Annotated in this window: 13 protein-coding genes and 1 tRNA gene; 7 read left to right on the forward strand and 7 right to left on the reverse strand. The window is 57.7% G+C overall.

Annotated elements, in window-relative coordinates; translation table 11 throughout:
• Nucleotides 1–9 precede the first annotated feature (9 nt).
• Nucleotides 10–399 (forward strand): 50S ribosomal protein L17, encoded by a 390-nt coding sequence (gene rplQ, locus P4L78_RS04675; protein WP_283148223.1) that lies wholly within the window; start codon nucleotides 10–12, stop codon nucleotides 397–399.
• A gap of 337 nt (nucleotides 400–736) precedes the next feature.
• On the opposite strand, the gene P4L78_RS04680 is transcribed toward rplQ, so the two are convergent.
• Nucleotides 737–812 (reverse strand) — tRNA-Asn (locus P4L78_RS04680).
• A 95-nt stretch (nucleotides 813–907) separates the two neighbouring features.
• Between P4L78_RS04680 and P4L78_RS04685 the strand changes: the two genes are divergently transcribed.
• The 4 genes from P4L78_RS04685 (at nucleotide 908) to P4L78_RS04700 (ending at nucleotide 5182) form a co-directional block, all read left to right on the forward strand.
• Nucleotides 908–2191, forward strand: a complete 1284-nt coding sequence (locus tag P4L78_RS04685; RefSeq protein WP_309327101.1) for a hypothetical protein — start codon at nucleotides 908–910, stop codon at nucleotides 2189–2191.
• An 81-nt stretch (nucleotides 2192–2272) separates the two neighbouring features.
• A complete protein-coding gene (locus P4L78_RS04690; RefSeq protein ID WP_309327102.1) occupies nucleotides 2273–3286 on the forward strand; it encodes a folate-binding protein in 1014 nt (337 codons plus the stop codon).
• 99 nt (nucleotides 3287–3385) lie between these two features.
• Nucleotides 3386–4168 (forward strand): enoyl-ACP reductase FabI, encoded by a 783-nt coding sequence (gene fabI / locus P4L78_RS04695; RefSeq protein WP_283148226.1) that lies wholly within the window; start codon nucleotides 3386–3388, stop codon nucleotides 4166–4168.
• 213 nt (nucleotides 4169–4381) lie between these two features.
• The gene (locus P4L78_RS04700) at nucleotides 4382–5182 is read left to right on the forward strand and encodes a class II glutamine amidotransferase (protein ID WP_309327103.1); all 801 of its coding nucleotides are present in this window, start codon (nucleotides 4382–4384) and stop codon (nucleotides 5180–5182) included.
• Between the two features lie 83 nt (nucleotides 5183–5265).
• Here P4L78_RS04700 and prmB read toward each other — a convergent pair whose 3' ends face one another.
• Nucleotides 5266–6174 carry a 50S ribosomal protein L3 N(5)-glutamine methyltransferase gene (prmB, locus tag P4L78_RS04705; protein WP_283148228.1) on the reverse strand — a complete coding sequence of 303 codons (909 nt, stop codon included), beginning with the start codon at nucleotides 6172–6174 and terminating at the stop codon, nucleotides 5266–5268.
• A 153-nt stretch (nucleotides 6175–6327) separates the two neighbouring features.
• Between prmB and P4L78_RS04710 the strand changes: the two genes are divergently transcribed.
• Complete coding sequence (locus P4L78_RS04710; protein ID WP_309327104.1) at nucleotides 6328–7110, forward strand: alpha/beta fold hydrolase; 783 nt, start codon at nucleotides 6328–6330, stop codon at nucleotides 7108–7110.
• 55 nt (nucleotides 7111–7165) lie between these two features.
• On the opposite strand, the gene P4L78_RS04715 is transcribed toward P4L78_RS04710, so the two are convergent.
• From P4L78_RS04715 to P4L78_RS04730, 4 genes are all read right to left on the reverse strand, one after another.
• Complete coding sequence (locus P4L78_RS04715; protein ID WP_283148230.1) at nucleotides 7166–7903, reverse strand: proteasome-type protease; 738 nt, start codon at nucleotides 7901–7903, stop codon at nucleotides 7166–7168.
• A 130-nt stretch (nucleotides 7904–8033) separates the two neighbouring features.
• A complete protein-coding gene (locus P4L78_RS04720; RefSeq protein WP_283148231.1) occupies nucleotides 8034–8834 on the reverse strand; it encodes a transglutaminase family protein in 801 nt (266 codons plus the stop codon).
• An 11-nt stretch (nucleotides 8835–8845) separates the two neighbouring features.
• Nucleotides 8846–9775, reverse strand: coding sequence for an alpha-E domain-containing protein (locus P4L78_RS04725; protein WP_283148232.1), 930 nt, complete (start codon nucleotides 9773–9775; stop codon nucleotides 8846–8848).
• Nucleotides 9776–9805: 30 nt separating this feature from the next.
• On the reverse strand, nucleotides 9806–11233 hold the full coding sequence (locus tag P4L78_RS04730) for a circularly permuted type 2 ATP-grasp protein (protein WP_283148233.1): 1428 nt from the start codon (nucleotides 11231–11233) through the stop codon (nucleotides 9806–9808).
• 414 nt (nucleotides 11234–11647) lie between these two features.
• On the opposite strand from P4L78_RS04730, the gene P4L78_RS04735 reads away from it, so the two are divergent.
• The gene (locus tag P4L78_RS04735; protein WP_309327105.1) at nucleotides 11648–12895 is read left to right on the forward strand and encodes a 6-phosphofructokinase; all 1248 of its coding nucleotides are present in this window, start codon (nucleotides 11648–11650) and stop codon (nucleotides 12893–12895) included.
• A 261-nt stretch (nucleotides 12896–13156) separates the two neighbouring features.
• Here P4L78_RS04735 and miaA read toward each other — a convergent pair whose 3' ends face one another.
• Nucleotides 13157–14116 carry a tRNA (adenosine(37)-N6)-dimethylallyltransferase MiaA gene (gene miaA, locus P4L78_RS04740; RefSeq protein ID WP_309327106.1) on the reverse strand — a complete coding sequence of 320 codons (960 nt, stop codon included), beginning with the start codon at nucleotides 14114–14116 and terminating at the stop codon, nucleotides 13157–13159.
• Nucleotides 14117–14330 lie beyond the last annotated feature (214 nt).

The following is a 14330-nucleotide window of genomic DNA, read 5'->3' on the forward strand; positions in this document are numbered from 1 at the left end:
AATTGACAAATGCGTCACCGTCTTGCCAATCGCAAATTGAATCGTACGTCCAGCCACCGTCAGGCGCTTCTGCGTAACCTGGCGAATGCGCTGCTGCGTCACGAAGTTATCAAGACCACCCTGCCTAAGGCTAAAGAGCTGCGCCGCGTTGCGGAACCGCTGATTACCTTGGGTAAGGCTCCGAGCCTGGCTAATCGCCGTCTGGCTTTCAACCGTACTCGCGACCGCGATATCGTTGTTAAGCTGTTCGACGTGCTGGGCCCACGCTATTCCGCCCGCAACGGCGGTTACCTGCGTATTCTGAAGTGCGGTTTCCGTCTGGGCGACAACGCTCCGATGGCACTGGTTGAGCTGGTGGATCGTCCGGAAGATGCGGAAGTGGTTGAAGCTGGCGAGTAATACTGTTACTTCGCTATGAAAAAGGCTGGCATTCGTGCCAGCCTTTTCTTTTGCCTGTCGTTTGCGTGTGATTGCGCCCGCAATGGTGGTGGCCCTTGGGTTTGCTGCGTTTGCGATGAGGTAGGGTGCCAGTTGGCGGGGCGCTCGGGCCGCCTGGCCTTGCCGGCTCTGTAATGATCTATCGTGAGCGGGGCCGCTGAGGTATGCTGCGCGCATTCACTGGAACTGGCAGCAAGGAAAAGGAAGGATGTACGAAATAACAGGCTGTAGCGATATGGATTTTGCATCCATAACGAAAAACGCCATGACTCTTTGCAAAGTCATGGCGTTCGATTCTTGGCTCCTCGACCTGGGCTCGAACCAGGGACACACGGATTAACAGTCCGTTGCTCTACCAACTGAGCTATCGAGGAATCGGTGAGGTGCGTATATTAGTATCTGGACTTTAGGCTGTCAACAGCTATATGAATAAAAATGTGAGGAACGCATGCATAAAATAAGAATATTATTGATTTCATTGGTTATTTTTATTGGGGTGGTCGCCGCTTTGCCTGTTCTGGTGCCCCTGAATCTATTTCTTTCCGACACCGCATTGAAGCTGCAACAGGTTCTGCATGGTCCGGTGCAGCTGCGATTGCTGCGATTTGAGTACTCACCACGGCCCGCACTGGTATTGCAGGATGTCACGCTAGAGGGCGATCCCAATGTCGGGCATATCGAATTTGTCCGGATTCCGCTTTCCTTTTACAACCTGACGCATTGGGGAAGTGCCTTGCGGGAAGTAACCGTTGAGGGCGCCAAGTTTAGCCCGGCGTTTGCGACCCAGTTGCCGCAACGGCTGCGTCCTCGTAGCGGCGACAAGCCGATGCACATCGACGATCTACAGCTCAAGCGCTCCAGTATCGTGCTGGATGCCAGCGAACTCGGTCCGGTGGATGGCGTGCTGCGTTTTGATAGCGGCGGCAACCTGGCTGGCTTGACCGTGGCGGATGCAGGCGGGCAGGCCACCCTGGAAATTCAGCCGCAAGGGCAGAAAGACTTTGCTGCGACCTTTGTCGCCAGCCACTGGACCGTGCCGATGGGCTATCCGGTGCAGTTTGACGGGCTGCAATTGAAAGGCTTGATCAGCGATACCGGTATTCAGGTCAGCGAGATTCGCGGGGAGCTGTATAGCGGGGTGGTGACCGGTACTGCCCAGATTGATTGGGTAGGGGGCTGGAAGCTCGCAGGATCCCTGCACGGCAGCAGTCTGCAGGCAGAGCCCCTGTCCATCGTCTTCAGTCCAGTGACGCACGTTGCAGGGCGACTGGAGGGGGACGTGACATTTGGCTACCAGGCGGATAGCTGGACCCATTTGTTCGACAAGCCTGAGGTCACCGCAGATTTGCACCTGCGAGACGGCTATCTGCATAACTTTGATCTGGTTGCGCCGCTCAAGTCCAGCGCGCCGGTGGTCTATGCTCGCGGTGGCCGCACTGCTTTTGACAATCTCACTGCCAAAGTCGCGGTTCATCCAGCACAAGTCGATATCACCGATGTCAAACTCGATAGCGGCAAGTTCTCGGCAACCGGTCAGCTGCACGTGCTTCAGGGTGGTAAGTTGCAGGGTGAAGCAGCTTCACGCCTGGCCAGTGGCGGCATTTTGGCCAGCAGTGTGATCCGCGTCGGTGGTAACCTGGATGCACCGGTATTCAGTTCCGCTGGTGCCCATCGTCCAGGACGTGAGGATCCGCTGGAGTCGGCAGCACAGGTCCAGCAAAGCGACCAGAAGGCCGCCTCAGCGGCCCAATAAGCCAAGATGCGGGTGCGCGGATTGTTTTTCGTCGGCGCGCCCCCATCTGCAGCTTCTGGATGACACACGAGAATCAAGAACATGAGCTGGATTGATACCCTGCCGCATGCCACGGTCGCAGATGGCATTGTTCAATACTTTGCACCCGTTGCCGATGAGCTTGCCGCTCTGGAACAGGATGGCGTGGTTTCGCCGTTGACGCAGTTTGGTCTGATCCGGTTTCGCGGCGAAGAAACTGCGACGTTTCTGCAAGGGCAGCTTTCCAGCGATATCCGTCAGCTTGACACCGGCGTGGCACAGTACTCCAGCTACTCCACGCCCAAGGGCCGCATGTTGGCCAGCTTTCTGATTTACAAGCTGGACGACGACTACTTGCTGCAGTTGCCGGTAGAGTTGCAGGCCAGCATTCAGAAGCGGCTGTCCATGTACGTGATGCGCAGTAAAACCAAGGCCGATGATGCGACGCTAGATGTCGCCTTGATCGGTGTGGCGGGCCCGAAGGCGGCGACGCTGGTGCAGGCGGTAACCGGCGCGTTGCCGGTTGGCGACTTCTCCGTGCAAAACTGGGAGGGCGGGGCAACCGTAGCGTTGTCGGGTGGACGTTACCAGGTCGTCGTGCCGGCGGATCAGGCCGCGCAGATTCGGCAGCAATTCTTGCAAGCGGGTGCCAAGCCGGTAGGTGAGCCCGTGTGGCGTCTGACCGAGGTTCGCTCGGGTACGCCATGGGTTACCGCCGCAACGCAGGAAGAATTTGTCGCGCAAATGGCCAATATGGAATTGATTGGCGCGGTGAGCTTCAGCAAAGGTTGTTACCCTGGCCAGGAAATTGTGGCGCGTACCCAGTATCTGGGGAAACTCAAACGCCGCATGTATCGGGTTCGGGTAGACGGCGCGGCGCAGGCAGGGCAGGACGTGTTCAGCCCGGAGATGAATGGTCAGGCATCAGGCAAAGTGATCCTGGCAGCGCCAGCGGCGCAAGGCGCGTCCGAAGCCTTGGTGGTAGTGCAGATGAGCTCGCTGGAACACGGTTTGCACCTGGGTGATTTGAACGGCCCCGCTGTGGAAGTGCTGGATTTACCCTACGTTGTGGCCTGATTGCCACCGCTTGACCAGTTGTCATGGCGATCTGGAAAGCACCTGATGGGCAGTTTCCTCTATAATCGCGCGACTGAATGAAAAGACAAGGGTAGATGAATGGGCTTTCTGGCCGGCAAAAAAATTCTGATCAGCGGGCTGCTGTCTGATCGTTCGATTGCTTATGGCATCGCGCAGGCGGCGAAGCGTGAAGGTGCGGAACTGGCGTTCACTTACGTCAGCGAAGATCTGAAACAACGCGTGGTTGGCCTGGCTGCTGACTTTGGTACTGATCTCGTTCTGCCCTGTGATGTGGCGAGCGACGAGCAGATTGAAGCGCTGTTTGTTGAATTGGGCAAACACTGGGACAAGCTTGATGGCTTGGTGCATTCGATTGGTTTTGCCCCGCGCGAAGCGCTCAAAGGCAATTACCTGGATGCGGTGACTCGCGAGAACTTCAGAATCGCGCACGACATCAGTTCGTACAGCTTTGCCGCAATGGCCAAAGCGGCCCGTCCGCTGTTGTCTGACAACGCCGCGTTGATCACCTTGAGCTACCTCGGTGCCGAGCGTGCCATCCCCAATTACAACGTAATGGGTTTGGCCAAAGCCTCGCTGGAAGCCAATGTGCGTTATCTGGCAGCAGCATTGGGTGAGCGTGGTATCCGTGTAAACGGGATCTCCGCAGGTCCGATCAAGACCTTGGCAGCTTCTGGTATCAAAGACTTTGGCACGCTGCTCAAGCGCGCTGCTGATGCCACACCGCTCAAGCGCAACGTTACGCCGCTGGAAGTCGGCAACGTGGCGGCATTCCTGCTGTCTGATCTGTCGTCCGGTGTGACTGGCGAGATTACCTACGTGGATGCAGGCTTCAGCATTGGGGCAGGCGCACTGGGCGAATAATTCGCACAGTTCGCAGTCCCAGAAAAGCCCGGCTTTCAACCGGGCTTTTTTCATTTGTATCGCAGCGAGGGGCAAAAACCTGGCCCACATTAACCACGGCATATAGTGATTATGTTCGGGCCAATTACATTCCGACACCGTTAAGGGTTCCCCTGTGCCCTTACCGAACGCATAATGGAACCTTGAGTATTCGTTGTTCAGAGAAGTGATGCCATGTGCCAGTTACTGGGCATGAACTGCAATGTGCCGACCGATATCGTTTTTTCCTTCGAAGGCTTTCGCCAGCGCGGGGGTCTGACGGACCATCATTCTGATGGTTGGGGGATCGCGTTTTTCGAAGACGACGGTTGCCGGATGTTTCTGGATCACCAACCGTCCGCACTTTCGCCGCTGGCGGAACTGGTGCACCGTTATCCAATCAAGAGCACCAACGTCGTTGCGCACATCCGCAAAGCCACGCAGGGTGTGGTGTCGCTGGCGAACACCCATCCGTTCAAGCGAGAGCTGTGGGGGCGTTACTGGCTGTTTGCCCACAATGGCAACCTGGCCGACCTGCCACCGCTGGGGAGTTCACGTTTCCGGCCTGTGGGCACCACGGACAGCGAATATGCGTTCTGCTGGATCATGAACGAGTTGGCGCTGCGCTTTGTCGACAAACCGGCGTTGCCCGACTTGCATGAGGCGCTGGCCGGATTGGCGGATCGACTGGCAAGCCACGGTACGTTTAATTTCTTGCTGTCGGATGGCACGGCGTTGTTTGCCCGTTGCGCAACCGACCTTCACTACATCGCACGGCGCGCGCCGTTTGCCATGGCTCATCTTGCCGATACCGATGTCTCTGTGGATTTCGCTCGTTATACCGCACCGGAAGACTTGGTGACGGTAGTGGCGACCCAGCCGCTGACCGATAATGAGAACTGGATTCGCATGGAAAAAGACCAGTTGTTGATGTTTATCGATGGACAGCCGCATGCGCTGCAGGGCGAGCCAAAGTCGGAGACAGTGGAGTTTTAACAGCTGCTGGTGAAGGGATATGCCAACAAAAAAGCGACTGATAGACAGTCGCTTTTTTGTTTCAGGAAGTTTCGTCGCCGGAATCAGAGTCCTGCTTCAACCAGCATTTCCTTGGTCAACAAGAACACAAATCCGTCGCCACTGCTGGTTTCCATCCATACAAACGGCAGGTTCGGATAAGCCGCTTCCAGCACCTCGCGGTTATGGCCGATCTCGACAACCAGCACGCCCAGATCATTGAGGAAGGTGGTGGCCGAGCCAATGATGCGGCGGGTGATATCCAGACCGTCCTCGCCGCTGCCCAGCGCCATTTGCGGCTCGTGCCGGTATTCGTCAGGCAGCTCATCCATGGACGGCGCATCCACATATGGCGGGTTGGAGACGATCAGATCATAAGTTTCGCCTTCCACCTCCGCGAACAGATCCGAATCGATCAGGTGAATGCGCTCGCCCATGTTGTAATCGACCACATTCAGTTCGGCGACATCCAGCGCATCGGCTGACAAGTCGATGGCGTCGACTTCGGCATCGGGGAAAGCATCGGCCAGCAAGATCGCCAGGCAGCCCGAACCGGTACACAAATCGAGCGCGCGGTGGACCAGTTCCGGGTGTTCAATCCACGGCTCCAGCGCTTCATCACGCAGCAATTCGGCAATGAACGAGCGCGGCACAATTACGCGTTCATCCACATAGAACTTGTATTCGCCCAGGTACGCTTCTTTGGTCAGATAAGCTGCTGGCACGTGTTCTTCCGCGCGACGGCGGATGACGTCCACGACTTTGTCCAGTTCTTGCGGCAACAACTTTGCGTCCAGGAACGGTTCCAGCCGGTCAACCGGCAAACCGAGCGATGCCAGAATCAGCCAGGCCGCTTCGTCGTAGGCATTATCAGTGCCATGACCATAAAACAGGTTGGCATCTTTGAAGCGGGACACCGCAAAACGCAGGCAGTCGCGCACGGTAGAAAACTGGGAGCGGGCGAGATCGTACATGGGAGAACCTTGGGCACAGAATTCCTCTAGTGTAGCAGGCCCGTCAAGCCCGGCGATTGCACAACCATGGCAAACCCGAAATAGCAGGCGATGGGTTATGTTGAGTCTGAGCCAGACAGGCTATCGGTCAGGCACTTCAGCGGAGTGAACAGAGTGGCAGAAATCAGTCTGACGGTGGATTACCAAGGTATCAAACTCGCAGGATCAGGTCATTTGCCGGAAACCACACCTGCACGTGACGCAGTGTTATTGCTGCATGGTTTTACCGGGTCACGGATCGAATTTGCCTATTTGTTTGTAGATATCGCCCGGCGCCTGGCTGCACGCGGGATCACGGTGTTCCGGTTCGACTTTGCCGGTTGCGGTGAGAGTGAAGGGCGGTTTGTTGATTTGTCGATTGCAGACCAAGCCAGTCAGACTGGCGTGTTGCTGGATGAACTGGCGGCGCGGTATCCGGGTCTGCGCTGGCACGTGGTTGGCTATAGCATGGGCGCTCTGGCCGCGGCGGCTACGGGTGTGAATCGTCCGGATTTGGCCAGCGTAATCCTCGTGGCACCGGCAGGTAATCTGGACGAGATCGTTAGTCGTAGCCTTGAGCAGGGCACTGCGCTGGCTAACGGGAACATTGATTTTATTGGGCTTGAGCTCAACCCGCAGTTGCAAGTTGAAGCCAGCGCCTTTGATCTGGACGCGTATATGGAACTGGTGGAAGCACCCACGCTGATATTGCATGGCGGACGGGATGTGGTGGTGCCCGCAGCCATTGGGGAGCGTGCGGCGGCATTGGCGCAGCGAGGGACGTTTATTGCACTGGCCGAGGCGGATCACGGGTTCTGGCTGGGTGCGCATCGGCAGCAGCTGGCGGAGCTTGTTGGGGAGTGGGTCGAGTGCGGCGGTCGTTTATCCGATGCAGCAGTATTTGCAGGCCGGGAATGACGAATCAAGGGTTGCACTGGAATCAGGCGTACTTACAATCCGCATCCCGCGCCCCTCACAACTGATCAAACCAGTCCGCTTCCGGGATTTGCCCGAATACTTTACGCAAACCGGTACTCCACGCTTTGCGGGTGCGGTTGAACCAGGCGTTGTTTTCTTCCACGCGATAGGGGCGGACTTTACTGAAGGTGTTGTTGCGGTAACGCAGTACGTCGATAGGCAGACCAACGGACAGATTGCTGCGGATGGTCGAGTCAAACGAGATCAGCATGCATTTGAGCGCGTGCTCCAGCGTGGTATCAAACTGGATAACGCGGTCCAGAATCGGCTTGCCGTATTTGGATTCGCCAATCTGGAAGTACGGCGTGTCTTCTGAGGCCTCGATGAAATTGGCTTGCGGGTAAACGTTGAACAGTCGCGGTGCTTCGCCGCGAATCTGCCCGCCGACAATGAATGAGCCGCCAAAATCCACGCCTTGGGTCATGACGCCTTCATGGCTGTCGCGGGCGACGACTTCGCGCAGGGTTTCGCCGACCAGCAAGGCGGCGTCATACATCGACGGCACATTCAGCAGGTTGTGCAACTCTTGCTGCGTGCGCGCCTGCAGCAGGCTCACCACGCTTTGCGTGGTAGCCAGATTGCCCGCAGTCAGGATCACGATCAAACGCTCACCTGGCACTTCAAAGATGTGCATTTTGCGAAAGGTGGCAATGTGATCCACCCCGGCATTGGTGCGAGAGTCAGAGGCGAAGATCAGCCCGTCTTTCAGGCGCATGGCGACGCAGTAAGTCATGTGCCAACTCGTAGGTCTGGATGTAATTGTTTATTGTAATGCCGGAGCGGGGCATTTTTGCGCCCAGCCAGCGTGACGCAGGCGGCCATGTTGCGCCTGGGTCACGCCGTGCTGCGAAACTGGCCGCCCGTTATTGCTGCTCATGCGCTGTAGAACGGCGTACCCGCGCGCGGCTGACCATGGTTTCCATGCCGCCACCCCGGCGCAATCCGCGCACCGGGCAGGCGTCCAGGTAATCCAGCCCGATCGCCAGGCGCACGTAACGCTCGTCCGGCTTGCAGGCATTGCTCACGTCAAACCCGTACCAGAGTTCATCGCACAAAGCTTCGACCCAGGCATGACTGGCCACGTGATGATCATTCTCGGTGTAGAGATAGCCGCTCACATAACGGGCCGGAATGCCCAGATAACGACAAATGGCGATGAACACGTGGGCATGATCCTGGCAGACGCCCAAGCCTTGGGCGAAAGCCTGCTGCGCCGAAGTGCCCGCATCGGTTTGCCCTGGCGTGTAGGGCATGTGATCAAGCAGATCGGCCATCAAGTCCATCAGACCCTGGCGGCCGTGTTTTTCAATCAACCGCCGGTATTTCTCGGCAAAATTCTTGATGGTGTCATCCGCCGTAGTCAGCGCGGTTTGCTGGCGAAATACCAGCGGCGGCACGGTGTCACGAGCCGGTGCGCTATTGCGGGTCTCCACCACGCCTTGCGCCACGATGCGGATTTCGCTGACCGGTTGGTCCAGCGTCAGTACGTGTTGCTCGTTGCCAAAGGCGTCCACGGCCAGATCGGTGGGGCCGGGGATATCCAGGTGCCAGTACAAGGTGTTCTGACTGGCGTCCCGACGCGGCGTCAAACGGAGCAATTGCACGCTGTGTTTGAGCGGCACGTCGTAGCAGTAAACGGTTTCGTGATGAATTTCGAGGTGCATGCCGGTTCCGTTCAGGCGACGCGCAAATAGGCTTCGTCGATGGTGTTGCCCAGCGCGTTGATTTCCGCCAGACATTGGCTCAGATAATCGTGCAATCCGTGCTCGAGAATTTCGTCGACCTGTGTAAAACGCAGATCATTCAGCAACAAGTGAGCCTCGCGCTGGGCCAGTCGGCCATTGTCTCCTTCGATTTGCGACAGAATCTTGCAGATGGCATCCACGCACGCGCAGAGCGAGCGTGGCAGCCGTGGTGACAGCACCAGCAGTTCGGTAACCGAGCGCATTTGCACGCCTTCGCGGTACATCTCCACATAGGCTTCATACGCCGACAGCGCGCGCAGAAGTGAACTCCAGGCGTAGTAATCCTGAGCGTTTTCCTCGGCGCCTTCAGCGATCAGGCTGGCTTTTACGTCGAGCAACCGCGCGGTGTTGTCGGCGCGTTCAATGAAGGTGCCAAGACGGATAAAGCTATAGGCATCGCCGCGCAAAATGGTGCCGTAGGCAATGCCGCGAAACACGTGCGAACGGGCCTTCACCCAGTCAAAAAAGTCACCGACATTGGCGATGCCGTTGGCCTCAAACTCTTTGACCTCCAGCCAGGTGGCGTTGATGTTCTCCCACATTTCCACGGTGATCTTGCCGCGCACGGCGTGGGCGTTTTCCCGGGCGTGGCGAATGCAGCTCAAGATGCTGGCGGGGTTTTCCCGATCCAGCGCCATAAACTGCAGCAAGGCTTCGGCGGTGAGTTTTGGGTAACGCGCGGAGAAGCGATCCAGTTGTTCAGTAATCACCAGCGGCGCACGCATTTCGGCCCGCGCGCCTTGCGATTGCGGCAGCAAAGACAAGCTGAAGCTCACATCCAGCAGCCGCGCCAGGTTCTCGGCCCGTTCCAGATAACGGGACATCCAGTACAGATGATCAGCAGTGCGGCTTAACATCATGGTCGGGTTTTCCTTGTTTTCATCAGGCGCTCAGGCCTCCAGAATCCAGGCATCTTTAGTGCCGCCGCCTTGCGACGAATTCACCACCAGCGAGCCCTTTTGCAGCGCAACTCGCGCCAGGCCACCCGGCACAATGCGCACGGTATTGCCAGACAACACAAACGGACGCAGATCGATATGACGCGGCGCGATGCCTTCTTCGACAAAGGTAGGGCAGGTGGAGAGCGACAACGTGGGTTGGGCGATGTAATTGGCCGGGTTGGCCTTGAGCAAGCCACGGAAGTGTTCGATCTCCGCTTTAGTCGCCTTGGGGCCAATCAACATGCCGTAACCACCCGCACCATGAACCTCTTTGACTACCAGTTCTTCCAGGTTGGTCAGCACGTGGCTCAGCTCTGAAGGATTGCGGCACTGCCAGGTAGGTACGTTCAGCAGCAGCGGTTCTTCATCCAGATAGAACCGAATCATGTCCGGCACGTACGGATAGATCGATTTGTCATCCGCCACGCCGGTACCGATGGCGTTGGACAACACCACATTGCCGGCCCGATAAGCCGCGATCAGTCCCGGTACGCCAAGGCTTGAATCGGCGCGGAACACCAGTGGGTCGAGGAATACATCGTCCAGTCGGCGGTAGATCACATCCACCTGTTTGGGACCGGCGGTGGTGCGCATATACACATGCAGGTCTTTCACAAACAGATCGCGTCCTTCGACCAGTTCTACGCCCATTTGCTGCGCGAGGAAGGCATGTTCGAAATACGCGCTGTTGTAGTGGCCCGGAGTCATCACTACCACGGTCGGGTTATCTACCAGGCAAGACTGACGCAGCGTGGATAACAACAACGACGGGTAATGCTCGACCGGCGCGATGGCGTGTTTCTCGAATAACTCCGGGAACAGCCGCATCATCATCTTGCGGTTTTCCAGCATGTACGACACGCCAGACGGCACGCGCAAGTTGTCTTCCAGCACGTAATACTGGCCATCGCCATGGCGGATCACGTCGATCCCGGCGATATGCGCGTACAAGTTGTGCGGCAAATCCAGCCCGCACATCGCCGCCTGATACTGGCTGTTCACCAGCACTTGTTCGGCGGGGACTTTGCCCGCTTTGAGAATGTGCTGACTGTGATAGATATCGTGCAAAAAGGCATTCAGCGCGGCGGCGCGCTGCTTCAGGCCTGCCTCCAGGTGAGTCCATTCGTGGGCGGGAATGATGCGGGGAATGGTATCGAACGGAATCAGCCGCTCATTGCCGCTTTCATCGCCGTGGACCGAAAAAGTGATCCCCACGCGATGAAACAGCAGTTCGGCTTCTTTGCGGCGCTGGGCCAGGGTGGCGGGAGTCTGGACGTTTAACCAGTCAAAAAATGCGTTGTAGTGGGGCCGGATCGAGCGATCACGATCCAGCATCTCGTCATAACCGGTTTCGGCTGGCAAATCGATCTGGTGCATGGCGCGCACTTCCCTGGTGGGTATTGCAACCGACACGATGCGCGGCAACCGGGCCGCGCCTGGTTCAGGATAGGTCTATCTGTAGCTTATCTCCTGCAATCCCTGTGCCAGCTTGAAATGGCTTATTTACTGGGGTTTGCTTATAGCTTGGGTGTGTTTGTGCACCACATTGGGGCTGTCGTTCCAGGCCCGCACTGCTATGGGCGAGGCCACGCAATCTGGACGCGCTTATGTACGTTGCCTGTTCAATAGTAGGTCAGGCCCGGCACTCGTTCCGGAAAACAGCTGTATCAGGGTTGTCCCTTGTGGCGGAAAGTCCCGATGCTTTTGATGGTGCATCGCGCAAGAATGAGTCCGGATAAACCTGATCATCTGATCCTTTGGCAAACCGGAGGATCGCAAAGGAGACTCGTTGTGCCAAGGAATGCGTTATATGCCCAGTCGGGTGGCGTAACCCCAGTGATCAATGCCTCGGCCTGGGGCGTGATTTCAGCCGCCCGCCGACACCCCGCACAAATCGGCACCATCTACGTGGCCAAAGACGGCATTCTGGGCGCGTTGACCGAGTCGCTGACCGACATCCGCGAGATTGCCGAATCCCAACTGGCTGCCTTGCGCCACACCCCGGGCGGCGCCTTTGGTTCTTGTCGCCACAAGCTCAAACACGGCAGTGAACTCAAGCGTCTGTTCGAGTTGTTTGCGGCTTATGACATTGGCTACTTCTTCTACAACGGCGGTGGCGATTCGGCCGATACCTGCTTGAAAGTAGCCGAATACGCGCAGTATCAAGGCATTGATCTGACCGCAATTCATGTCCCCAAGACCATCGATAACGACCTGCCGCACACTGACACGTCTCCCGGTTTTGGCTCGGTAGCCAAATACATCGCCACCACCACGCGCGAATGCGGGCTGGATCTGGCCTCGATGTCTTCTTCATCCACCAAGGTGTTTATCCTGGAAGTGATGGGGCGGCACACTGGCTGGCTGGCAGCGGCATCAGGCCTGGCTAGTCGTACTCCGGCTGAACCGCCACATCTGATCTTGCTGCCAGAGGTCCCTTTCGATCCTTCCCGGTTTTTGCGTGCCGTGCGCGATACCGTGCAGCAGCATGGCTATTGCGTAGTGGTCGCCGCCGAAGGTATTCGCGATACGGGTGGTACTCGTCTGGCAGAGACTGGTAATGCCGACGCCTTTGGTCATGCGCAACTGGGTGGCGTGGCGCCGATGCTGGCCAATCTGGTCAAGGCAGAACTGGGGCACAAATGCCACTGGGCCGTGGCCGATTACATGCAACGCGCTGCCCGCCATCTGGCTTCTGCCAACGATCTGGAGCAAGCCATTGCCGTCGGTGAGGCCGCGGTTGATTTTGCCATTGCCGGCCAGCGCAGCGTCATGCCTGCCATCGTGCGTGAGGCCGATCAGCCTTATCGCTGGCACATTGAAGCGGTCTCGCTCAAAGAAGTCGCCAACAAAGAAAAGGCCATGCCAGAAAGCTATCTGCGCGACGACGGCATGCATTTGTCGGTGATGGGCAAAGCGTACTTTGCGCCGCTGATTCTGGGTGAAACACCGCCACCGTTTGACCACGGCTTGCCGGATTATCCGGTTTGGCATTTCCCGCTGGTGGAACGCAAATTGCCGCCTTATGAGGTGCTGTGAGGCTGCTCAGCTAGAGCCTGTAGCCCGGATAAAGGCCGATTCTCGACATAAACGTTAGCGGGAATCCGGGATTTGCAGTGCGTTAACATCCCGTCGCATTGGCATTTCCCGACTCCAAATCCCGGATTCCCACCCTGCGGGCTCCATCCGGGCTACCAGGCTAATTCCACTCCGTAACTGGATTCCCGCCTGCGCGGAAAGACGAAATGCTTTTATCAAGCTGCGAGGACGGTGGATTGCCTTCTGTCCCGCCGCCGCGAATCAGGCGCCGTGTGACGTATCCAGAAACGCCTGCACCCGCTGCAACACCCGCTCTGGCAGGTTGCTCTCCAGACAGTCCAGGCTCTCGACATCATCCATCCCGCGTAGCCAGGTAAGCTGGCGCTTGGCCAATTGCCGGGTTGCGGCCAGGCCTTTGTCGCGCAGGCCTTGCATGTCGATCTGGCCATCCAGATATTCCCACGCCTGGCGATAACCCACGCAGCGCATGGATGGCAAATCCAGCGAAAGTTGATAGCGACGGCGCAGGCTTTCCACTTCATCCAGCAAACCGCCCGCCAGCATGGCATCAAAGCGCAAGGCAATGCGGGCGTGCAAAGCGGCGCGGTCAGATGGCAACAGGGCCAATTTCAGCAAGCGATAGGGCAACGCATCTTGCGCAGGTTCGGCCAGCAGTTCTGACATCGGTTTGCCTGCCAGCGTGCAGATTTCCAGTGCACGTTCGACGCGCTGCGAATCACCCGGTTCCAGCCGCGCGGCGGTGGCTGGGTCCAACACTGCCAGTTTGGCATGCATGGCGGGCCAGCCGATCAGCGCGGCTTCGGCATGCAGTTGTTCGCGCAGTGCAGGGTCGGCCTGCGGTAGATCGTGAATGCCATGCTGCAGCGTGTTGAAGTACAACATGGTGCCGCCGACCAGCACCGGCAGCTTGCCGCGGGCGATGATGTCATCCATCAATTTGCGGGCATCGTCACGAAACTGCGCGGTGGAATAAGCCTCTTCGGGCGAAATGATGTCGATCAGATGATGCGGCGCGCGGGCCAGCTCGGCGGCCGTTGGCTTGGCCGTGCCGATATCCATATCCTTGAAGACCAGGGCGGAATCAACCGAGATCAATTCAACGGGCAAACCAGATTCAAGTAGATGGATCGCACTGGCGGTTTTGCCGCTGGCGGTGGGGCCCATCAGGAACAGGGCGGGGGGTAAGGTTGTTAGCGGCATGGGGTGGCGGGCGAATGTTTTGATACTTTGTGAGGTTGTCGGTGGTATGCCAAGGTCGGTGGCGGCAATCTCCCCCTGCCCCTCTTTGGGAAAGAGGGGAGTTGTTGCAGTGGTTTGCTGGCGAGTTTGGCTTAGGCGAGCAGTGGCCACCATTGAATGGGCCGATGTATTTTGGTTAAGTAACTCTGAGCCAGCCCCAGCCCCAGCCCCAGCC

The sequence above is a fragment of the Silvimonas sp. genome, assembly GCF_031291215.1.
GTDB lineage: Bacteria > Pseudomonadota > Gammaproteobacteria > Burkholderiales > Chitinibacteraceae > Silvimonas > Silvimonas soli.

Coding starts and splice junctions, on each gene's coding strand:
- miaA (WP_309327106.1), bottom strand. CDS start 14,116: ATGCCGCTAACAACCTTACCCCCCGCCCTGTTCCTGATGGGCCCCACC.
- P4L78_RS04730 (WP_283148233.1), bottom strand. CDS start 11,233: ATGCACCAGATCGATTTGCCAGCCGAAACCGGTTATGACGAGATGCTG.
- rplQ (WP_283148223.1), top strand. CDS start 10: ATGCGTCACCGTCTTGCCAATCGCAAATTGAATCGTACGTCCAGCCAC.
- P4L78_RS04725 (WP_283148232.1), bottom strand. CDS start 9,775: ATGATGTTAAGCCGCACTGCTGATCATCTGTACTGGATGTCCCGTTAT.
- fabI (WP_283148226.1), top strand. CDS start 3,386: ATGGGCTTTCTGGCCGGCAAAAAAATTCTGATCAGCGGGCTGCTGTCT.
- prmB (WP_283148228.1), bottom strand. CDS start 6,174: ATGTACGATCTCGCCCGCTCCCAGTTTTCTACCGTGCGCGACTGCCTG.
- P4L78_RS04720 (WP_283148231.1), bottom strand. CDS start 8,834: ATGCACCTCGAAATTCATCACGAAACCGTTTACTGCTACGACGTGCCG.
- P4L78_RS04700 (WP_309327103.1), top strand. CDS start 4,382: ATGTGCCAGTTACTGGGCATGAACTGCAATGTGCCGACCGATATCGTT.
- P4L78_RS04715 (WP_283148230.1), bottom strand. CDS start 7,903: ATGACTTACTGCGTCGCCATGCGCCTGAAAGACGGGCTGATCTTCGCC.
- P4L78_RS04690 (WP_309327102.1), top strand. CDS start 2,273: ATGAGCTGGATTGATACCCTGCCGCATGCCACGGTCGCAGATGGCATT.